This is a genomic window from uncultured Intestinibacter sp., assembly GCF_902468165.1.
GTDB lineage: Bacteria > Bacillota > Clostridia > Peptostreptococcales > Peptostreptococcaceae > Intestinibacter.
In genome coordinates, this window is the sequence record NZ_CABQXJ010000004.1 from 20,019 (window position 1) to 41,815 (window position 21,797).

A 21,797-nucleotide genomic window follows, 5' to 3' on the forward strand; every position below is an offset into this window, starting at 1 on the left:
TTTATCATAATCTTCTTGTGATAATAAATTATTATTATTAATTATCTAAAATGATATAAAATCATAAAATAAATCTCAACTAAACTATTAATTTATAGTTTCAATATTATAATTATATATTAAACTCTATTATTGAACTTATATCAAATTATAAATCAATATAATTTTCTTATAAAAAAAAGACTTCTCATATTATAAGAAGTCTTTTTTTGTACATAAATTATTTTTTTGTTTAATCGAAATTATTTTCTCTTTTATAAATCTTACCCTTGAACCTAATAATACTAAAAATATATTAAGCATTATTAAAACAACTGTATAACTAAGTGTTATATTCTCAAAAAAATCATTTATAAGTGACATTGTCGGTATAAAATAGAATTCTACCATCCAAATTCCCCAATACGTATCAATTATATAATACGTATAAGTTGCAAAAAATAACAAAAATAGTCCAACTCCGCACCCCAAAATTCCACTCATCAAAGATTCTTTTATACTTAATTTATATCTATAACCTATATAAAAACTATAAATAAGGAATATTTCCAAAAATATATATCCAATTAAATTGCTTATTTGACTATAAGGAATTAACTTAAAATAAAAAAATGACAATATACATATAATTAAACTGCCAAAAAATAATTTTCCTCCGTATTTAATTATTCTCTCCATAAAGTCACCTCTAATCCCTTTATTTTATTATATTCACAAAATAAAGGGATTGTGACTCTTTTATTGATAAATATATGTTATTTTAAGTTTATAAATACGTTATATTAAATTATAAATATAGCTACTATTGTAGTAACAGCAAATCCTATTAATATAGGTTTTAAGTTTCTCTTTGCAAGTTCTATTGGGCTTACACCACATATTGCTGCTGCTGAAATTAATCCCCAAGGAACTAAACATCCTCCACCAGTCCATATACCTGCAATTTGACCTAATGCACATAAAGCTCCTACGCTACCGTTTACAGCTGTACCAAATACGTTAGCTAAAGAACCTACTAATGATATACCTGAGAATCCAGATCCATCAAGACCTGTTATTGCACCTACTACTGTCTGTATACTACAAACTGCAAATTTGTTAAGTGGTATTGTATTTGATAATGCTACACCCATATCAGATAATAAACCTTGTGAGCCACTTGGCAATACTTCACCTAATACAGCAGTTATTGGCGCAACTTCACCCATATAGAAGAATGCTGCTATAGGAATTATTGCTGCAAATATCTTAATACCAAATACAAATCCTTCTATAATATTATCACATGTTTGTTCAAAACATTTTTTATTAAAATTCATTATATTAATTATTATTATAAGAAGTACAGCAGTTCCACCTAATAATGCAGCTGCATCTCCACCTGTTAATTTGAATACATACATTGCTACTATATCTAAAGCAAATCCTATTAATACTAAAAATACAGCTATTTTTGCTTTTGGATTAAATTCTGTGATTTCTTCATGCTCTACAGCTTGTAATTCTAAATCAAATTTTCCTTTTTTGATATCTTTTCTAAGTCCATAAAAAGCTACACCTATTGTAACTATTGCCATAACCCAATACAAAGGCATACCTTCTTGAATTACTTGAGATATTTCAATCCCTGCAGCTCCTGCTGTTATAGCTGGTGCACCTTGAATTACAAAGTCAGTAGATAATGCTAAACCATGCCCAAATAGATTTAGCGCTACTGCCACACCTATAGCTGGAAGACCTGCATTTAAAGCAACTGGTAGGAAAACCGCTCCTACTAATGCTACTGCTGGTGTTGGCCAGAAAAACCAAGAAAGTAGTAACATAACTAAACCTGTTACAAAGAATGCTGATGTAGGATTCTTTATAAATCGTGAAAAAGGTTTAACCATATAATTTATGGCTTTATTTGTTTCCAGTGTTTTTGACAACGCAACCATAATAGATATAATCAAAATTATGGAACCGAGTTCATTTAAAGACACAATAAATGAATTAAATACTGCTCCTAACGATCCTGCAATATTATGCGTATAAAACAATCCTAGACAAAAGATTCCTAGGATACACGGAATTATAACATCCTTTTTCATAATCATAGTTACAAGGACTATAACCATGAATAAAATATAAATATAATGCGCTCCTGTTAATGTCATATACTTTATTCTCCTTTTCAATTTTTAGATAATAGTATTATATGATTGTGTTAAATTTTGGTTACATTGATATAACATATGAAAATAAGCACATTTCTTAATTTATTAAGTATTTATGATAAATTATTTATTTAATTATAAATAACTGTATTTTTATAATTACTTTGCTACAACTTTATAATAAATTAAATTTTTGAGGATATATTAAAAATATATATTTAAATCTTTGGCCAAATTATGTATAATAATTTTTTATAATATATCGGAAACGCTATATATTATTTAAGTTTAAAATAATATATATATACATTTTTTATTTTTTTGATATAATCAAGTATAATATAGTAAATATATACATAGGTTTTTTAAGTAAAAAATCCAATTTAGACTATTTCTCACTAAATTAATTAGTATTAGATGTTTAATAACATATTATAATAGTCTAATTATTACTATGAAAAAACTAAATAAAAAGGAAAGGAGTCTGTCAAAATTATATTTTTGACAATAAGATGATTTTATGAGGGAAGAATATCAATTAATACAGAAAAAAGAGATTCTTAGGTTTGCTCTTTTTCTAGGAGAATTAATGTTGACTAATGGTGTAGAAACATCTCGTGCGGAAGACAGTGTTTTAAGAGTTTGTACTTCTCGTGGATACAGACATATTAATGTATTTACAACTCCTACGTGTATAATAATTGCAGATGATAAGTTCGACGGATTGTCATTTATGAGAACTATAAAGCGTAGAAGTATCGACTTAAACAAAATAGACCTTTTAAATACTGTATCTAGAGATTTTGTTCAAAACCCTGAAATGACAACTGATGAAGCGATTAATAAACTAAAAAAAATAGCTACTTTACCTCCACCATATGGAATAATTTCTTTTTATGCGGGGACTGCAATTTCTTCTGCATGTTTCGCTTATTTAATAGGTGGTACAAGTATAGCAGATTTTTTACTTACATTAATAATCTCAGTTGTTGGAACTATTATATATAATGGAATAATGAAACTTAACTCTATGGCATTTATGGCTACATTAGTATCTTCATTTGCAATAGCTACGTTTGGGGTTGCTTTTTGTCAGATTGGAATTTTACATGACCCTAAAATGCTTATAGTAGGTTCTATAATGCCTCTACTTCCTGGAGTTGCTTTCGTAAAAGGGCTTAGGGATTTAATATCTGGTGATTTAGTTTCTGGTGTTTCTCGTGTATTTGAAGCATTTTTAACAGCAGGAGCTATAGCTGTAGGAGTCGGTGTTGTACTTGATTTTTGGATTAAAATTGGAGGTTGATTAAATGACTATTAAAGATTTAATAATAAACTTTATATTTTCATTTGCAGTTACAGCAGGTTTTTCTATATTCTTTAATGCACCTAAAAAATCACTTATTCCATGTGGTATAGTAGGTGGTATAGGATGGTGTACTTATGTTGTTATGGCTAACTCAGAATATATTTCAAATGTATTTTCTATGGTTATAGCATCTGCTGTTGTTTCATTATTTAGTGAAATTTTAGCTCGTAAATTAAAATATCCAGCTATAAACTTTATAATACCTGGAATACTTCCACTTGTGCCTGGTCTTGGATTATATAATACTATGTATTCATTAGTTCAAAAAGATTATGCACTTGCTGTATCTACTGGAACGGATTCTCTATTTAAAAGTACTGGAATAGCAATCGGAATTCTTATAATTACATCTTTTACAAAAACTTATTATATACTTGTTAAAAAGATGCATTTAAAAAAACTTGAAGAAAAGTTAGAAAAATAGGGGTTTTGTGGCTGTGGTTTATTAATCACAGCTACAAAACCCCTTATATTTAAATTATTCTCACTACTATAGGAATATAATCTCTGCTCTCTCTATATTTTTTATCGTTTTTTCTTAGATAAAGATAGCTTAAAAATGTACATAATAATCCACATAGTCCACTTAATAATTCTATTGGACCGTTAAAGTTTATATTATTAAGTACAAAAAAGCATATAGCTGTCCCTGCAATTAAAAATACTAGTGGCAACATATATGCCAACATAGTTGCTTTCATTACTTTTACACTATCCATACTAACTTCTACGTGATCCCCTACTTTTGCTCCAATTTGATTGTCGACTTCTACTATTAAATCTTGACTTTCTGAAGTTAATTTTGCACATTTACCACATGAAGCACATGCAGAATGTCTTTGCATACGCATTTTAGCAGTTTTATCATCTACTATTTCAACTATAAACCCCTGTTGATTCATAATAGCCCCCCCTATTTTGTGAATTTTTTTATTGTATCCATTAATTCCTTAATTGCCGCTTCACTTTCTTCTTCATTTCCATATTTTATATCATTAGAAACACAGCCCTTAATATGGTTTTCTAGTATCATTGTGCCTACATTATCTATAGCAGATCTAATTGCTGATATTTGAACTAATATATCTACACAATATCTATCATCTTCTACCATTTTTTGAATTCCTTTTACTTGTCCTTCAATTCTCTTAAGCCTTCTATTTAGTGCAGCTTTGTCATTTCCTTTAGCCAATTTTTTTTCACTCATTATTTAACACCTCTTATTAGTGATATATATTATTATATCATTAAAAAAGTGTAAATTTAACTCCTAAAAATTATTCATTTTCATATTTCAAAAAATGGTTTATTATATATTTTTTATTATTTTAAAATCTTACTAATATGTTTAACTTTAAATATCTAAGTTACTAAATATTACACTTTCTTTTTATTAAATTTATCCAATAAAATAAGACTCACAAATTGAATTAATGTTCTTTTATTATTCACAAAAAAAGAACCATTTTCTTCGGTCCCAAAAAAATCTATAATATGTATATTGTCTATTTTCCGCGCGATTATAAATAACCCATATTACAGTATTTCTCTCCCTCCGAAAGAGCATGTATTATTTTAGGCAGGTCTCCTGGCTTGAAATCATCCTACTTGCTTCTCCTTCCCGATTTAACAGTGGAGGTTAAGTTCTCCAAAACCTTAAGCTTTCGTCATTCTTACAGTAGCGGGGGCTGCTGTGGCTTTTCACCACATTCCCTTTTAAGTATTGTTTTAAATACACCTTGAACAATATTCAATTCGTGAATCTTATTCAAAAAATCTATACAACAATGTGTATACTTAATTATATCCTTATTTTACAATTTTTTCAATAAATTATAATACTTTATGATATGCTATTTTATTATACAATATTTAAATAAATTTATTTTAATCATCTTTATCAGTGCTTATATTTTTCATATATTCAAATAGTGTTATATTGTGTGTACTCTCATTTATATCTATTAAATTTGATAAAGTTACACCGACTAAACGTATTTGTAGATTATTACACTGTATATTTCTAAATAGATTGTATATATTTTTTCTTATATCTTTATGTGAGTTTATTCCGTATTCTAGACTTGTACTGCGCGTTATTTGTGTAAAATCCTCAAACTTCATCTTAAGTGTGACTGTTTTGCCTAATTTATTTAAATACATAATTCTATTGCTTACATCTAGGCATAATTCATCTAATATATTTACAAGTTCTTCTTCATCTAATCTGTAATTGTGGTCTAGTGTTGTTTCTGAACCTACAGATTTACGTTCTCTATATGGTTCAACAGGTCTATTATCTATTCCTCTCGCAAAATTATAATAAATATATCCTCTGCTTTTAAACAATTTTTCTAATTCATATAAACTAAGTTGTCTAAGATCATATCCATTATTTATTCCCATAAGTTTTAGTGTTTTAGCAGTTACCTTTCCAATACCAAAAAACTTTTGTATTTGTAATTTATCTAAAAAATCTTGAGCATTATCTGGAATTATTACTGTAAATCCATTTGGTTTATTATAATCAGATGCTAACTTAGCCAGAAATTTGTTGTATGAAATACCCGCAGAAGCAGTAAGTCCTGTCTCCATTAAGATATCTCTTTTTATAAACTTTGCAATAGTTGTAGCATATTTTATAGGTATTTTGGGATTAGTCACATCTAAGAAAGCTTCGTCTAATGATAACGGCTCTACTAAATCTGTATACCTATGAAATATATCTCTTATTTGATTTGATACTTGTCTATAAGTATCAAATCTAGGTCTTACAAAAACGGCATAGGGGCATCTTTTTTGAGCTATTTTTGATGGCATTGCGGAATGAATACCGTATTTTCTAGCTTCATAAGAACAAGTCGCCACTACTCCTCTACTGTTTGGGCTTCCTCCTACTATAACTGGTTTCCCTTTTAAATTTGGATTGTCCCTTTGTTCTACAGATGCAAAAAAGGCATCCATATCTATATGTATTATTTTCCTAATTTGCTCCATTTAAATCACCTTTTTTATAGTTTTTTAATTTATTATAAGTTAAAATATTTCTCTTATTGTTTATATACATTATTCCTCTTCATATGATTATTTTTTGTTATATATATTGAAATCATAATAAAAATAATATAAAATTAAATTATCCAGGGAATTAAGAATTCCTTACTCATAACCAAATTATTTTATTTACTTTATTGTAAAAAGACCGTTTCATTAAATAGGTCTTTTCTTTTTGTGAAATTATATAAGGGAGACTAAAAAATAGTTATTTCTATTTTTAAGACTCCCTTTTTTGTTTCTTATATTATAATAATTTTACTATCTTTTTATAAATTTGCTATAGTATTTTTGAATATTATTATAAATTTCATAAGGCTCCATTTCAAGTTCATCTAAAGTAAGTACAACATCTCCTATACGTTCGTTGACTTTACCTTTAAATTTAACTTTTCTTTTATCATTTTCATCTTTACGGTATTTAATACCTAAGTAATATGTATCGTATTTTTTCTTTGGAATTATACATATATACACTTCACTTATTTTTTCCCATTTAATAAGACCTTTACCTCTTATAGCTTTTTCTTTTATACCATCTTGATTGATAACAAGAGATGCTTTTGGAAAACATAAGCTATATAAAAAATAAAGTGATACACATGCACAAAATGCTACTAACCCTATTCCAAGTTCACGTGTAATCCAGTTAAATTTCATCATTACTAGATATACTAATGCAACTATTGCAAAAACTACTACATATGAAACTTTCTTGCTGTTAGATGGGGTGATGCTTATTTCCTTATTGTTCATATTTTCCCTCCCAAATTTAAATTCACTGTTAAGTATATCAAATATTTTTATAATTGTCTTTATATGTTTTAATATATAACCTCGAATAAAGTTTCTAGTATATTTTTATTTACTTTTAGCAAGTTGTTTTTCTAAATAGAAATTATCTATTTCTTTTATTATTTCAGTATTACCTTTATTAAAAACTCTTTTCTTATATTTTACATCTTTATTTATGCTTTTTAAATTAAGTAAAAATTTATTTCCCTCTTTTATTTTTATATAGTCTACTAAATCATTTAAGTATCTAAATTTAATAGTATAGTAATTATCTGTTCCATTTATTTGTATATTCATATTGTAATATTCATAATTAAAAATACAGTTATCTACTACAGTTTCTTTGATTTCGTCTATTGTATCTTTCAAATAATTTATGGAATCCATTACGTTGTCTAAGTCTATATTTATATCTCTGCAGATAAGCAATTCAGCAACAGGATATTTTTCTAAATTAATTGATTCAGTATTATCATATATATTATTTGCTATTCTTATATTGTCCTCGTCGTTTATTTCTGCTAAATTTAGTTTTTTTATGATTGACTCCATTTTTGTAAAAATAATACTCTCTAAATCTTCACATTTTACAAAGTCACCATTTTCTAAAATTTTATTATGTAAGTTTTCAAGGTCTTGTAAATCTTTTACATCACAAATATCATTTAAAAGATTTTCTTCTAAGTTTTGAATTTTCTTTTGTATACATATTTCAAAATATACATATGCTTTATCATTGAAGTAGTCTTCATTTTCTCTTAGAAATTGTTCTAATTCTTTTAGGCTATAACTTTTTTCTTTGTTTTCTAATATATCTATAAATTTATCGCTACAATATTCTTTTAAAAGTTCCCTATTTCCTTGATATTTTAGATGACTTTGCTCAATTGTATGTTCTAAATCCGATATATTTTCAGTCTTCAGTTCTTTTATATTTTGCTCTAAAGATATTTTCTCATCTTTTTCAGAATTATCTTCTAAAACTTCAAGTTCGCTATATTCTTTTTGTATCTCACTTATTATTTTATTTTTGAACTTTTCAAAATTTTTCCCATGAAAATCTATTATTTCATTCTTTTTAATTTCTAGTTGTAATTCGTTTACTAAATCTTCTTTATTATATTTTGCTTTAAATAGAGGTAAGATATTTTCGCTCCACCATGTGCCTATATAGTCTACATCTAAATCAATTTTTACTTTACACTTATCTTTATAATCTATTCTAAGTATATCTTCAAAAAGCAGTAGTTTGTATAAATCTCCTGATGGTGAAATATATTCTAGTGTTTTATTTTCGCTTTTAGATAAAATATATTCTAAGTATGAAGAAAATTTTAGATTGTCTAATTGTTCATTTATTGTATCTAGCATTTTATTAAGCAATTCACTATTTAAAGCATGTGGATTTATTATATTGTAAATCCAATTATTCATTTTACTTATATCATCTTCATTTTTCCATACTGTCTGCTCTATACAGATATTATATAAATCATTTAGATTTAAAGCTATTTGATTTTCACTTTTAACTTCTCTATTAGATATAATTTTCTTTTTTATCTCTTTAAAGAATTTAGTCTTTTTAATATCATCTAAACTTACAATATAACCTACAATAAATTTACTTTCATAACTGTACTTTTCTTTAGATAAATCCATATTATATATATCTATTACTACGTCATCTTTGCTATTTAAATCATATTTTTCTACTATATTAAATTTTTCATTTCTTCTTTTTAATTTAACCGCGACATTTTTGTTATCATCATTATAACCAACTAATATTTTTCTAATAAATGATGGTGTATTTTTGTTTATTATTTTTAAAATTTCTTCACAAATATGTTTATTATTTTCTACATCACTAATTACTATGTATATCTTTTTTGATAAATCTCCATAATTATCAAATATACTATATAGTATATTTTTTAGACTTTCTCTTTGTATTTGTTTTTTATCCATATTAATAACCTTCTTTTATTTATATTTCAATTTTGAAAATTACACATAAACCCTAATTCTGTCTTCTACTTAAATTATATTGTTAATTTATAAATTTTCCAACCTAAAAACACCAATCTTTGACACTTTTCATATTAATTTTTCCATTTATTGATAATTAAAAACTTATTATGATATAATTTTATTAAAGTTGTAACCGAAATTATTTTTGTTATAACTAATATAAAAGACCAAACTGATTCAGAGGTTATTCCGAGGAAAAAGTATAAGGTTTCAAAATATTTTTTAATATCCTTGCTTTTTGCAAGGTAATTTTATTTTAAGGGGGAAATTTAGATGAGCTTAAACTCTACACCTTCTGCAGAACGTGTGCATATAGGTATATTTGGGAAACGTAATGCTGGAAAATCAAGTGTAATAAATGCAATAACAGATCAAGATTTAGCAATAGTATCTGATGTAAAAGGTACAACTACTGACCCTGTTTCAAAGGCTATGGAACTGTTGCCTTTAGGTCCTGTAATGATAATTGATACTCCTGGTCTTGATGATACTGGGGAACTTGGTAAAATGCGTGTTAAAAAAAGTTATCAAGTTTTAAATAAAACCGATATAGGCATATTAGTTGTCGATGGATTAATCGGGGTAACTCCACAAGACAACGCTTTAATAGAAAAATTTAAAGAAAAAAAAATTCCGTATATAGTAGTAATGAATAAATTAGACTTAGTAAAAGAAAAAAATTTAGACTTACCTCTAGAAGACTCTCCTAATACTATGTGGGTCAGCTCTATAACAAAAGAAAATATATATGAATTAAAAGAACTTATAGCCAAACAAGCACCTTCAGATGAATCAAAATTTCAAATTGTAGGCGATTTATTAGACCCTTCTGATTTTGTAGTCCTTGTAGTCCCTATAGATAAAGCCGCTCCAAAGGGAAGATTGATACTTCCTCAACAACAAACAATAAGAGATATATTAGAATCAGATGCAACTGCAATTGTTGTAAAAGAATATGAACTTAGAGATACTTTAGCTAGCTTAGGTAAAAAGCCTAAAATAGTAATAACTGATTCTCAAGTTTTTGCTAAAGTTTCAGCAGATACTCCAAAAGATATTTTATTAACTTCCTTTTCAATTCTATTTGCCAGATATAAAGGCGATTTAGAAGAATTAGTAAAAGGTGCAAAAGCCATAGAAAGTTTAAACGATGGTGATACTGTTTTACTTTCTGAAGGATGTACACACCATAGACAATGTGATGATATCGGTCGTGTAAAAATACCGAGATGGATAATGCAACATTGTGGTAAAAGACTTAATTTTGAATTTTCAAGTGGCGTAGAATTCCCATACGATTTATCAAAGTACAAGATGATAGTTCACTGTGGTGGATGTACTCTAAATGCTAGAGAGATGAAATATAGAATAAAATGTGCACAAGATCAAAATATTCCTATAACTAATTATGGTATTTTAATAGCATATATGCAGGGAATTTTACATAGAACAGTAGAAGCCTTTCCTCATGTATCTTACTTATTAGAAGAACAGGAGTGATTTTATGGACAATATTACAATAAATCAAACTGACAAAACAAATAATAATCCTAAAAAAAGAATTGAAAAAGATAAGTTAGGGACAGTAAGTATTGATAAAGACCTACTTTATGGAATTCAAACTGCCCGTGCTTTTGAAAATTTTAATATAAGCAATTCAAAAGTAAGAAAAGAACTTATTTATGCTATGGTAACTGTTAAAAAAGCTGCTGCTATGGCAAATGAAAAAGTTAAAACATTAGATAAAGAAAGAGCAAATGCAATAGTTGAAGCATGTAATGCAATTTTATCTGGAAAGTATGATGAAAATTTTATAACTAATGCCCTTCAAGGTGGTGCTGGAACTTCCACTAATATGAATGTAAATGAAGTTATAGCTAACTTAGCATTAAAAATTTTTGGGAAAGAACCTGGCGATTACGATTATATTCATCCTTTAGACCATGTAAATATGGGGCAATCTACAAATGATGTGTATCCAACAGCTTTAAGGATTGCATGTATTAACTTAGTTAGAGCTCTTAGTGATGAATGTAGTAAGTTGCAAGAAGCACTACAAAGAAAAGAAAATGAATTTGAATTTGTAGTTAAACTAGGACGTACTGAAATGATGGATGCCCTTCCCATAACTTTAGGACAAGAATTTGGAGCATATGCTCAGGCAATTGCTAGAGATAGGTGGCGAATTTATAAAGTTGAAGAAAGACTAAGACAAGTAAACTTAGGTGGAACTGCTATAGGCACAGGAAGTAATGCAAATAGATTATATACTTTTAGAGTTATTGAAATAATTAGAGATTTAACAGGAATTGGACTTGCAAAATCTGAATATCCTATAGATTTAACTCAAAACAATGATGTATTTGTTGAAGTATCAGGACTTCTAAAATCATTAGCGGTAAATATTATGAAAATATCTACAGATTTACGCATAATGAATTCAAAACCATTTAATGAAATACATCTTGCTGATATGCAAGCCGGAAGTACGATTATGCCCGGTAAAGTAAATCCTGTAATTCCAGAAATGGTAACACAAGTAGCAATAAAAGTCATGGCAAATGACAGTGCAATCAGTATGTGTGCAGCGAACGGTAATTTTGAATTAAATGCATTTATGCCTTTAATTGCAGATAGTATACTTGAAAGTTTAACATTGCTTACAGAAACATTAAAAATATTTAGAACAAAATGTATTAATACTATTACTGCCAATGAGGAAAATTGCAAAAAACATCTAGATAATTCAATCGTTCTTCTCGCAACTGCATTAGTTCCTTACATAGGTTATGATATGGCTTGCGAAATTGTATCTAAAAGCAATAATGATCCTAAAAAGGTAAAAGAAATCGTCTTAGAAAGAGGATTATTAGATAAAAATAAATTAGATGAAATCTTAAATTACAACCATTCTATAACTTATTTATAAGATTCACTGCGTTCATATCGCCAACGACTTCGTCCGTTGCTCAAAGATTCACTGCAGCCATTCGCGGTCGACTTTGTTCATTCTTTAGATTTACTTTTATATATTATAAAAAGAGAGTGTAGCAGTTTAACACTACTACACTCTCTCAACAAAAATATATCACAAATATTAACTTACATTTATAATATAATTTTTTATGAAAAATACATTGACTTTTCTATAAAAAAATTATACAATAATATTCCACCTCAAAAATTTGAGGTCTTTAAAATACTTAATACTTACACAAAATACTTACACAAAAAATTATACGAATAAAAATAATTTATAGCCTTCTATCTACGATAGAAGGCTCATTTTCTATATATAAAAATTTATCTACAATTTATTTTCCTATCAAATACAATTTACACATAGTATAAATTTTGAGAAGGGTAAACTGCTTCACAAGTCACATCTATACCTAATTTTCTAAATGTTTGTTCATCATCTTTGCTAAGCATAGTAGTTGAATGAGCTTGTGCTCCTTCTAATTTTACTAATTGATCCATAGCCATTTGAGCTGCTGGATTTGTAACTGCACATATTGAAAGTGCTGTTAATACTTCTTCTAAGCTTAATGAAACTTGTCTACTTCCTAAAGTATCAGTTTTTAATTTTATGATTGGTTCTAATATAACTGGTGATATTAATAACATATCATCTGGAATATTAGCTAGAACTTTTACTGCATTTAATACTGCTGCTGCACTAGCTCCCATTAATTCTGAGCTTCTTCCTGTTATTATATTTCCATCATTTAATTCTAATGCTACTACTGTGCATAATTCATCTTTTTCTCCAGCTGCTTTTAATTTTTCGCTGTATTCTCTAGCTGGTATAACAACTTTTCTATCTTCAGGTTTTAAGTTTGATTTTTCCATTATTAAAGACATAGTTTCATATGAACTTTTATTTACTTCACCTTTTTTGTATTCACAACCAGTTTTAAAGTATCTTCTTATTATTTCTTGTCTTGATGCTTCGCTTACTGCTTCATCATCATATATTCCGAATCCTACTCTATTAACACCCATATCTGTTGGTGATTGGAATATTGACTCTTCTTCTGTTATTTTTTCTATTATCTTTTTAAGAACAGGGAATAACTCTAAATCTCTGTTGTAGTTTGTAGCTTTTACTCCATATCTATCTAAATGGAATGAATCTATCATATTTACGTCTTTTAAATCTACAGTTGCAGCTTCATATGCTACGTTTACTGGATGATTTAAATGAAGATTCCAAACTGGGAATGTTTCGAATTTTGAATATCCTACAGAATTTCCTCTTTTATGTTCATGATATAATTGGCTTAAACAAGTTCCCAATTTACCACTGTTTGGTCCTGGAGCTGTAACAACAACTATTGGTTTAGTAGTTTCTATATATGGGTTTGCACCATATCCTTCATCACTAACTATTGTATCTACATCAGATGGATACCCTTTAGTTGGAGCATGTTTGTAAACTTTTATACCACGACGCTCTAATTTATTTATAAATACTGTAGTTGCAGGTTGTCCTTCATATCTTGTTATAACTACACTGTTTACATCTAATTCATAAGTTCTTAAATCATCTATTAATCTTAGAACTTCCATATCGTAAGTTATACCGAAATCGCCTCTTTTTTTGTTTCTTTCGATATCTCCAGCATAAACACAGATTACAACCTCTAATTGATCTTTGATATGTTGTAATACTTTTATCTTAGCATTTTCATCAAATCCAGGTAAAACCCTCTTTGCATGTAAATCTCCGATAAGTTTTCCACCAAACTCTATGTAAAGTTTGTCGAAATTATTAACTCTTTCTAATATATATTTAGATTGTTGTTCTAAATATTTTTTTGCATCAAAACCTTGTTTCATACTTTAACACCTCTCTAATTTTCCGTCTTTAAAATAAATTTTCTACACATAAAAAAAATTATATTCGCCTTATGGGCAAATACTAAAAAAATACTAATTACACAAATACTTATTTATCACTAAGGTTATATTATACAATCCAGTTAAAATTATTTCAAGATTTTATTTTAATAAAATTTAAATTCAAAAAAGCCAGCCTATATACTGTATTTTTCCTTATAATATCTAATAATATTATTAAAAAAAGTACAAAAAGTTATAAGCTGACTTTTATTTTTTAATTATAAAGTTTTTATTCCTATAAATATCAATACTCCATAACACATCAATTTAAATAAATCTATGTACTTTGGCAATTCTTCATATAAATTATTTGAAATTATGCCTGAAAGCAATACAACTACTATCATAGGTGAAATTATACTTGCCATACTAAAACAAAGTCCAAGTAATATCGCATTTGTAATAGATATTGTACTTGCATACCCAATTATTAAAAGAAGAGGTGCACATGGTGTAAGACCGTAAGCTATTCCTATTATTAAAGGTGGCCAATCTTTATTTTTTAAATTAGACCCACAACTTCCACTACAAGACTTACATGATCTGTCGCTTTTTTGTCTATTATAGAAATACTTCACTATTAAAAATGAACCTAAAACTATAAATGTTATACTCATTACTTTACTCAAGTCGATTGAGCCAATATGTCCATCTTTAAATAAAAATTTATTTCCTAGATATGAGCTAATCATACAAAGGCTTATTACAGAGAGAATTTTTCCAAAGAAAAAACTAAAAAATGTAATAAACGCCTTTTTCATATTTTGTGAATGTGAAACTATATAAGTCGATAAAAATACACCTATAGCTGGACTACAACAAGTACCACATCCAAGTCCAATTGAAAATCCTCCCGTTATGCAAGATATCAGCGTTGTCCCTATCATATAACTTCTCCTCTTTCTTTTGCCATTATTGCCGCACCAATTGAGCCATTAAATTGAGGATATTTGGCAACATATACATCTTTCATAAGTACTGCTGATAATAAACAACAATATAACATCGGTTTTTGTGCTTCAAAGTAAAGTGGTGTAAATAATTTATTAGACTCAACTATATAAGAGCATACATAGGTTTGATTATTTCCTGCATTATAAGTGACTGTTATTCCCTGTCTTAAATCTCTTATTTTTAAGTTAGAAATCATTCCATTAGAATCTGTTTTGTAGTTTTTATTTAATCCTCTTGCTGATTTGATATTTACATTTTGATTTGTGAGTATACTTCCATTTACATAAATAGTTATATTATTCTTATTTGATAAAGCTACTTCAAGCGGTATATCTTTACTTTCAAAAACAGTCCTAACATAATTAAATCCCTGCGTAAGTATTGTATCAGTCTTTGCTATTAGATATAATCTCCTTAAATATTAAAAAGGCATATAAAATAATTTATAAAACTATTTTATATGCCCTATTAATTAATTATAATTTGTTTTATTTAATATTAGCAGCCACATCCACAGCCGTCATCAACACCATCTATGCCAGTACTTGCACAAACTATTAATAATAATATTAAGAATGGTATCCATGCACAAATATCTATATCAACCCAAGTTTCTCCAAATGCTAGGAATAAGAAGAATAATATTATTATCCACCATCCCATACCAAAGAATCCACCGTCGCAACCGCCGAAAAATCTTTCTAACATTATATTGTTCCCCCTTGCTGATAATTTTTATTTCTAAATTATACTATGTTGAATATAATATTTTTGACATTAAATTTCCAAAACTTTTTCATAAATTTTTAATCGATTGATTTCAACGACTCTACCATTTTTACATTTTTCAACTTATAATACATTACTATGTTTACTATAAGTGAAAGTAATATTGTCAAAATAGCTGCTATAATATAACTTTTCAAACTTATTATTCTTCCAAACATCATAGATTTTATTTCTACAGTGATCATAATATATTGGTGTAAAAACTTACCTAATACGAGCCCTACTATCATTCCCACTATTGTAAGTATGATGTTTTCTCTATAAATATAAGCTGCTGTCTCTCCATCATAAAAACCTAAAACCTTTATCGTTGCAATTTCTCTAATTCTCTCTGAGATATTTACATTCGTCAAGTTATATAAAACTACAAATGCTAAAGAACCGGCAGAAACTATCATAACTAAAACTACATAGTTTAAATTTTTAATCGTATTGCTAAATGTCTGCTTTGATATTGTATTAAATGTGACGCCTGATATTCCATCTACATTTATTATCTCTTCAGATAATTTATCTTCTTGTTTTGATGATGTACTATTTAAAATACCTAAAACTTTATTATTTTGAGGTATATTATTAAATAGTTTGTTGTAATAATCTTTAGTCATATATGCATAGTGAGATATATAGTTTTCTGTTATGGCGCTTACTCTTGCCTCTACAGTTATATCATCACTATTTTTTAATTTTATTGTATCTCCTACTGATGCGCCTATAACTCTAGCTGCTTTTTCACTAAGTACTAAACCGTCATTATCTAAGTTTATCTTCTTATGGCTAACTCTCTCTCTAAGATGAATAAATTTATTTAATTTATCTAGGTTATCTGGAATAACTATATTCACTTCTTCATTGCCTTTTTTAGTTCTGACTTCTCCATTTTCATATACAAAAAACTCATATGATTTAATATTTTGAGTTTTATCTAATTCTTTATCTATATTTTCTATTTCTTTATCTGTTAATTTATTTGTAAGTGATACTTGCATATCGTATTTTAATATTTCGCCATATTGTCCGCTTACTATCATTTGGATAGAGTCTTTTATACCGAATCCAGTAACTAAAAGTGCCGTACATCCAGCTATCCCCAATACTGTCATAAAAAATCTCTTTTTGTATCTAAATATATTTCTGAGAGTTACCTTACTTATAAAACTAAGTCTCTTCCATATGAAATCTACTCTTTCTAATAATATTCTCTTTCCGTTTTTTGGCGCTTTCGGTCTCATAAGTGCTGATGGTTCTTCCATCAATTCCTTTTTACAAGCTATATAAGCTGATAATGTTGTTATTAGTACTGCAACTATAGTAATTCCTATAGCTAGTACTATATCGATAGCTACTTGCATATCTGGAAGAGTATACATCATTCCATACGAATAAAAAATTACTATTGGAAATACAGAAAATCCTATCAATAAACCAAGCACACTACCAGCTATACTAGCTGTAAATGCATATAATATATATTTTTTAGCTATATCAAATACAGTATATCCTAACGCTTTTAAAGTACCTATATTTATTCTCTGTTCATCTACCATTCTCGTCATAGTTGTCAAACATACAAGAGCCGCCACTGCAAAGAAAAATACAGGGAATATTTTTGCAAGTGCATCTATGCTATTGGCGCATCCTTCATATTCGACGAAAGATCTATGGCTATCTCTATCTAAAACGTACCATGTTGGACGTTCAATATTTTTTATCTGAGCTTTAGAATCTTCCAATTTCTTTTTAGCCTCTGATAGCTGGCTTTCTGTATCTTTTTTCTTTTCGTCTAAAGTTTTTTGCGCTTGCTCTATTTCAGCTTGTCCATTTTTTATTTCTTGTTCTGCTTGTGAAATTTGGATATTTGCACTTTTTTCTGAGTTTTGTAATGTAATTTCTGATTGCTTTATCTTAGCTTCGTTTGTGTCTAGAGTTTGCTTTGTCTGATTTAATTTATTTTCAGCTTGTTTAAGAGCTTGCTTTTGATTTTCTAATTCATTTTTAGCATATGATATACTTGATGTTAATTGTGATAAATTTTGATTTATAGATTCTAATTGATTTTGGTAGTAATATTTTTGTTCTTGAGTTAGATTTTGATTATTAAGCAGTGAATTTAACTCACTTGATTGTTGTTGTAGTTGATATTGTTGCGATTGTAGTTGTTTTATCTTTGATTCTGCTTGTATAAATCCAGCTTCTGCGTTTTTCTTTTGAGTTTGAAATTCTTTAAGTGAATTTTGATACTGTTGTTTTCCATATTCAAGCTGTGATTTTGCACTTTGTATTTGCTTCTTGCTGTTTATTATTTCACTTTGAGTCTTTGGTTTTTGTGAGTCGAGTTGTAATTTACTATTTTGTAATTTTAATTTTGAATTATCTATTTTAGTTTGTGCATCTTTAATTTCATTTTCAGCTTTTTCTTTATTTTCGTTATATTCTTTTTCTCCCTTATCTAACTCTTTTTTGGCTTCTGATATTACTTGATTATATCTAGTTTCTATTTGATTTTCTTTTATTTTATCAATATCTTCTGTAACTGAATCTATTAAGTTTTGATACTTTTCTGAATAAGTATCTAAGTTTTTAGCTCCCTTTACAGTTAAGTAAATATCTGTGTATACATCCAAGTTAAAATCACTATCTAAAATCATCATTGCCCCTTGTATTCTACCTCCACCTATAGAGGCATTTCCTTTTTCATGAGACAAATAATATGGAGTATTTACATATCCCACGACTGTATATTCTTTCTTTTTGAGGCTATTTCCAATATCGTCATCTACTCCAGATTCTATTTTTATCTTACTTCCTATAGGATATCCTAAAAATTGATATTTAGATTTTTCAATTACACATTCGCCACTATTTCGTGGCAATCTACCTTTGACTACTTTGAGTCTATTTATATAATTTTTATTGTTTTGTTTGTAATCATCTAAATTTATACTTTGTACTTGAACTACACTGTCTTTATCTTTATAAGTTGATATTGCTTCTATAGCGTATGTTCCTTTTATGCCATCTACTTTTTCTATCTTTTTAATTTCATCTACATCGTTATCAGTAAGCCCTAAAGTAGATGTTATCCTTATATCCATTAAATTATAATCATCATAATATGAATCTGATGTTTTTTTCATAACTAGAGGTGCATCCTTAATCCCAGAAAAGAAAGCTACCCCCAATGCAACTATTAGTAAAATAGAAATAAATCTTCCCTTTGAATTTTTTATATCTCTGATAAAATCTTTATTAAGTGCACTTTTCATATTACCACTCAATCCTTTCCACAGGAGTTGGATTTTCATTTATTACTACACTTTCTATTTTACCATTTTTAACTCTGATTACTTTATCTCCCATAGGTGTTAAAGCCAAATTATGTGTGATTATTATTACTGTCATCTCCATAGTTCTACACATATCTTGTAATAATTTTAAAATCGATTTTCCTGTATTATAATCTAATGCACCTGTAGGTTCATCACATAAAAGTATCTTTGGGTTTTTGGCAAGCGCTCTTGCTATTGCAACCCTTTGTTGCTCACCTCCAGATAATTGTGCTGGGAAGTTGTTTTTTCTATCTTGTAGTCCAACAGCTTCCATAATCTCATCTATATTTAGTGGATCTTTGCAGATTTGAGTTGCCAACTCTACATTTTCTTTTGCAGTTAAATTTTGCACTAAATTGTAAAATTGAAATACAAATCCGATATCATATCTTCTATATGTTATTAGCTCTTTATTAGAATAATCATTTATATACTTTCCATCGACTATGATTTCTCCGCTAGTTGGACTATCCATTCCACCTAATATATTTAGTATTGTACTTTTTCCAGCTCCACTTGCACCTGCCACAACCACAAATTCACCTTTATCTACAGAAAAATTCACTCCACTTAATGCTTCTATATTTACCTCCCCCATTTTATAGACCTTTTTCACATTTTTAAATTCAATATATTTACTCAATTTAATTCCCCCTAAAATTTCTTCTTATATTTCCATTATAATAGGAAATACGCTCGGTCTTCTCTTTGTTTTTTCAAATAATAATGTTTCTACAGCTTTTCTTACACTTCCTTTTAAAACTTGCCATCCTATTGTTTCATCTTCTAAGCACTCTTCTATTTTTTGTCTAGAGACTTCTTTTATTTCGTTTATAATCTCTTCACTTTCTCGTGCATATATAAATCCCCTTGTTATTACATCTGGTCCTGATGCTAGATATAAATTTTCTCTGTCTATTGCAAAAACTATTATCACCATACCATCACGAGCTAAATTTCTTCTGTCTCTTAAAACTATATTTCCTACATCACCTACTCCTATCCCATCTACATAAAGTACACCTGTGCGCACCTTAGTAGCTACTCTTGCACCATCTTCTGTTATCTCAAGTACATCTCCTGTTTCCATTGTGAATATATTATTTCCCGACATACCCATTTTTTTAGCTAAGTCGGCATGGTGTTTTAAGTGACGATATTCACCATGAACTGGCAAGAAATATTTAGGTTTAGTTATAGAGTGAATAAGTTTTAATTCTTCTTGATATGCATGTCCAGAAACATGAACATCTTCTAAATCTTCATATATAACTTCTGCACCTTTTTTATAAAGTTGATTTATTACCTTTGATATCATTTTATCATTTCCCGGTATTGGTGAGGCAGAAATTATAAATAAATCATTTTCTTGTAACTTTATTTTTCTATGATTTCCATATGCAATTCTCGAAAGCCCAGCCATTGGTTCTCCTTGACTTCCTGTTGTAATTATAGTTATATTGTCATCATAATTATTTAGTTCATCTACGTTTATTACTGCGTCATCTGGTATATGTAAATAGCCAAGCTCCATAGCCACCTTACTTACATTTTCCATACTCCTTCCACTAAAGCAAATCTTTCTATTTTGTGTTAGTGATGCATCTACTACTTGTTGCATCCTATGTATATTAGATGCAAATGTAGCTACTATAACCCTACCTGTAGCCCCTCTTATAATTCTATTTAGAGTTTCACCTATTGTCTTTTCAGAAAGTGAATGGCCGCTTCTTTCGACATTTGTACTATCTGCCATTAATAATAATATACCCTCTTCTCCCAATGCCGAAAATCTATTTAAGTCCATAACTCTTCCATCAATAGGAGTATAATCTATCTTGAAGTCACCAGTATGAACAATTGTGCCAAGTGGTGTAAAAATAGCTAAAGAGCAAGCATCTGCTATACTGTGAGTTGCTCTAATAAATTCTACACTTAGTTTATTAAATCTTATAACATCTCCTGCTTTTACAGGAATTAAATTTCTTTTATCTATTTTGTGTTCTTCTAATTTACTTTCGATAAGTCCTATTGTCAATCTTGTCGCATATATATCCATATTTAGTTGTTTTAAAATGTACGGAATTGAGCCTATATGATCCTCATGTCCATGAGTTATAAATAGCCCTTTTACTTTTTCTTTGTTGTCTAATAAATAAGTTATATCCGGTATAACTAAGTCAATCCCCAACATATCGTCATCTGGGAACGAAACTCCACAATCTATCACTATTATTTCATCTTCATATTCTATTGCAGTTATATTTTTTCCTATTTCACCTAATCCGCCTAAAGGGATTACTCTCAATGTATTCTTTTTCATTTTACTCTCCTTGATAAATTTATAAATGTATATATTATCAAACTCAATATTTGTTATTTTAAATAGCAGTTTTCTTTTATATTATTTGCACA

The 21,797-nt window shown here is 28.1% G+C and carries 18 protein-coding genes and 1 riboswitch; of the genes, 4 read left to right on the forward strand and 14 right to left on the reverse strand.

What is annotated here, in order from left to right; all coding sequences use genetic code 11:
• Positions 1-192: 192 nt before the first annotated feature.
• Both RDX53_RS01340 and RDX53_RS01345 read right to left on the reverse strand, forming a co-directional pair.
• Positions 193-390 carry a hypothetical protein gene (locus RDX53_RS01340; RefSeq protein WP_295732889.1) on the reverse strand — a complete coding sequence of 66 codons (198 nt, stop codon included), beginning with the start codon at positions 388-390 and terminating at the stop codon, positions 193-195.
• Positions 391-782: 392 nt separating this feature from the next.
• Entirely contained in the window at positions 783-2,156 is a 1,374-nt protein-coding gene (locus RDX53_RS01345; RefSeq protein WP_295574889.1) for a hypothetical protein, read from the reverse strand.
• Positions 2,157-2,676: 520 nt separating this feature from the next.
• Between RDX53_RS01345 and RDX53_RS01350 the strand changes: the two genes are divergently transcribed.
• Together RDX53_RS01350 and RDX53_RS01355 are read left to right on the forward strand one after the other, a co-directional pair.
• Entirely contained in the window at positions 2,677-3,462 is a 786-nt protein-coding gene (locus tag RDX53_RS01350; RefSeq protein WP_195931867.1) for a threonine/serine exporter ThrE family protein, read from the forward strand.
• A 4-nt stretch (positions 3,463-3,466) separates the two neighbouring features.
• The gene (locus tag RDX53_RS01355; protein WP_195931866.1) at positions 3,467-3,949 is read left to right on the forward strand and encodes a threonine/serine exporter family protein; all 483 of its coding nucleotides are present in this window, start codon (positions 3,467-3,469) and stop codon (positions 3,947-3,949) included.
• A gap of 49 nt (positions 3,950-3,998) precedes the next feature.
• On the opposite strand, the gene RDX53_RS01360 is transcribed toward RDX53_RS01355, so the two are convergent.
• From RDX53_RS01360 to RDX53_RS01380, 5 genes are all read right to left on the reverse strand, one after another.
• Positions 3,999-4,427, reverse strand: a complete 429-nt coding sequence (locus RDX53_RS01360; protein WP_195931865.1) for a SoxR reducing system RseC family protein — start codon at positions 4,425-4,427, stop codon at positions 3,999-4,001.
• An 11-nt stretch (positions 4,428-4,438) separates the two neighbouring features.
• Entirely contained in the window at positions 4,439-4,732 is a 294-nt protein-coding gene (locus RDX53_RS01365; RefSeq protein WP_195931864.1) for a metal-sensitive transcriptional regulator, read from the reverse strand.
• Between the two features lie 353 nt (positions 4,733-5,085).
• A riboswitch (cobalamin riboswitch) is annotated at positions 5,086-5,282 on the reverse strand.
• A 130-nt stretch (positions 5,283-5,412) separates the two neighbouring features.
• Positions 5,413-6,522, reverse strand: coding sequence for a DNA polymerase IV (gene dinB / locus RDX53_RS01370; protein ID WP_307993568.1), 1,110 nt, complete (start codon positions 6,520-6,522; stop codon positions 5,413-5,415).
• A gap of 318 nt (positions 6,523-6,840) precedes the next feature.
• On the reverse strand, positions 6,841-7,335 hold the full coding sequence (locus RDX53_RS01375) for a hypothetical protein (protein ID WP_295574904.1): 495 nt from the start codon (positions 7,333-7,335) through the stop codon (positions 6,841-6,843).
• A 105-nt stretch (positions 7,336-7,440) separates the two neighbouring features.
• Positions 7,441-9,342, reverse strand: coding sequence for a hypothetical protein (locus RDX53_RS01380; protein ID WP_307993569.1), 1,902 nt, complete (start codon positions 9,340-9,342; stop codon positions 7,441-7,443).
• Positions 9,343-9,678: 336 nt separating this feature from the next.
• Here RDX53_RS01380 and hydF point away from each other — a divergent pair, with 336 nt between their 5' ends.
• Positions 9,679-10,905, forward strand: coding sequence for a [FeFe] hydrogenase H-cluster maturation GTPase HydF (hydF, locus tag RDX53_RS01385; RefSeq protein ID WP_307993570.1), 1,227 nt, complete (start codon positions 9,679-9,681; stop codon positions 10,903-10,905).
• A gap of 4 nt (positions 10,906-10,909) precedes the next feature.
• Positions 10,910-12,334 (forward strand): aspartate ammonia-lyase, encoded by a 1,425-nt coding sequence (locus RDX53_RS01390; protein ID WP_295574911.1) that lies wholly within the window; start codon positions 10,910-10,912, stop codon positions 12,332-12,334.
• Between the two features lie 407 nt (positions 12,335-12,741).
• On the opposite strand, the gene RDX53_RS01395 is transcribed toward RDX53_RS01390, so the two are convergent.
• The 7 genes from RDX53_RS01395 to RDX53_RS01425 all read right to left on the reverse strand — a co-directional run bounded on the left by RDX53_RS01395 (position 12,742) and on the right by RDX53_RS01425 (position 21,705).
• Positions 12,742-14,247, reverse strand: coding sequence for a DUF1846 domain-containing protein (locus RDX53_RS01395; protein WP_307993571.1), 1,506 nt, complete (start codon positions 14,245-14,247; stop codon positions 12,742-12,744).
• A 281-nt stretch (positions 14,248-14,528) separates the two neighbouring features.
• Positions 14,529-15,197, reverse strand: coding sequence for a sulfite exporter TauE/SafE family protein (locus RDX53_RS01400; RefSeq protein WP_307993572.1), 669 nt, complete (start codon positions 15,195-15,197; stop codon positions 14,529-14,531).
• Positions 15,194-15,460 (reverse strand): hypothetical protein, encoded by a 267-nt coding sequence (locus RDX53_RS01405; RefSeq protein ID WP_295574920.1) that lies wholly within the window; start codon positions 15,458-15,460, stop codon positions 15,194-15,196. Before RDX53_RS01405 ends, RDX53_RS01400 begins: the two co-directional genes overlap by 4 nt.
• Positions 15,461-15,762: 302 nt before the next feature.
• Positions 15,763-15,972: a hypothetical protein gene (locus RDX53_RS01410; protein WP_195929584.1), complete on the reverse strand. Its 210-nt coding sequence runs from the start codon at positions 15,970-15,972 to the stop codon at positions 15,763-15,765.
• 98 nt (positions 15,973-16,070) lie between these two features.
• A complete protein-coding gene (locus RDX53_RS01415) occupies positions 16,071-19,319 on the reverse strand; it encodes an FtsX-like permease family protein (protein WP_307993573.1) in 3,249 nt (1,082 codons plus the stop codon).
• Position 19,320: 1 nt separating this feature from the next.
• Positions 19,321-20,025, reverse strand: a complete 705-nt coding sequence (locus RDX53_RS01420) for an ABC transporter ATP-binding protein (RefSeq protein WP_279325545.1) — start codon at positions 20,023-20,025, stop codon at positions 19,321-19,323.
• 24 nt (positions 20,026-20,049) lie between these two features.
• Positions 20,050-21,705 carry a ribonuclease J gene (locus tag RDX53_RS01425; RefSeq protein WP_195929586.1) on the reverse strand — a complete coding sequence of 552 codons (1,656 nt, stop codon included), beginning with the start codon at positions 21,703-21,705 and terminating at the stop codon, positions 20,050-20,052.
• Positions 21,706-21,797: the final 92 nt, after the last annotated feature.

Coding starts and splice junctions, on each gene's coding strand:
- RDX53_RS01375 (WP_295574904.1), bottom strand. CDS start 7,335: ATGAACAATAAGGAAATAAGCATCACCCCATCTAACAGCAAGAAAGTT.
- dinB (WP_307993568.1), bottom strand. CDS start 6,522: ATGGAGCAAATTAGGAAAATAATACATATAGATATGGATGCCTTTTTT.
- RDX53_RS01395 (WP_307993571.1), bottom strand. CDS start 14,247: ATGAAACAAGGTTTTGATGCAAAAAAATATTTAGAACAACAATCTAAA.
- RDX53_RS01380 (WP_307993569.1), bottom strand. CDS start 9,342: ATGGATAAAAAACAAATACAAAGAGAAAGTCTAAAAAATATACTATAT.
- RDX53_RS01360 (WP_195931865.1), bottom strand. CDS start 4,427: ATGAATCAACAGGGGTTTATAGTTGAAATAGTAGATGATAAAACTGCT.
- RDX53_RS01355 (WP_195931866.1), top strand. CDS start 3,467: ATGACTATTAAAGATTTAATAATAAACTTTATATTTTCATTTGCAGTT.
- RDX53_RS01365 (WP_195931864.1), bottom strand. CDS start 4,732: ATGAGTGAAAAAAAATTGGCTAAAGGAAATGACAAAGCTGCACTAAAT.
- RDX53_RS01340 (WP_295732889.1), bottom strand. CDS start 390: ATGGTAGAATTCTATTTTATACCGACAATGTCACTTATAAATGATTTT.
- RDX53_RS01405 (WP_295574920.1), bottom strand. CDS start 15,460: ATGATTTCTAACTTAAAAATAAGAGATTTAAGACAGGGAATAACAGTC.
- RDX53_RS01425 (WP_195929586.1), bottom strand. CDS start 21,705: ATGAAAAAGAATACATTGAGAGTAATCCCTTTAGGCGGATTAGGTGAA.
- RDX53_RS01345 (WP_295574889.1), bottom strand. CDS start 2,156: ATGACATTAACAGGAGCGCATTATATTTATATTTTATTCATGGTTATA.
- RDX53_RS01390 (WP_295574911.1), top strand. CDS start 10,910: ATGGACAATATTACAATAAATCAAACTGACAAAACAAATAATAATCCT.
- hydF (WP_307993570.1), top strand. CDS start 9,679: ATGAGCTTAAACTCTACACCTTCTGCAGAACGTGTGCATATAGGTATA.
- RDX53_RS01410 (WP_195929584.1), bottom strand. CDS start 15,972: ATGTTAGAAAGATTTTTCGGCGGTTGCGACGGTGGATTCTTTGGTATG.
- RDX53_RS01415 (WP_307993573.1), bottom strand. CDS start 19,319: ATGAAAAGTGCACTTAATAAAGATTTTATCAGAGATATAAAAAATTCA.
- RDX53_RS01400 (WP_307993572.1), bottom strand. CDS start 15,197: ATGATAGGGACAACGCTGATATCTTGCATAACGGGAGGATTTTCAATT.
- RDX53_RS01350 (WP_195931867.1), top strand. CDS start 2,677: ATGAGGGAAGAATATCAATTAATACAGAAAAAAGAGATTCTTAGGTTT.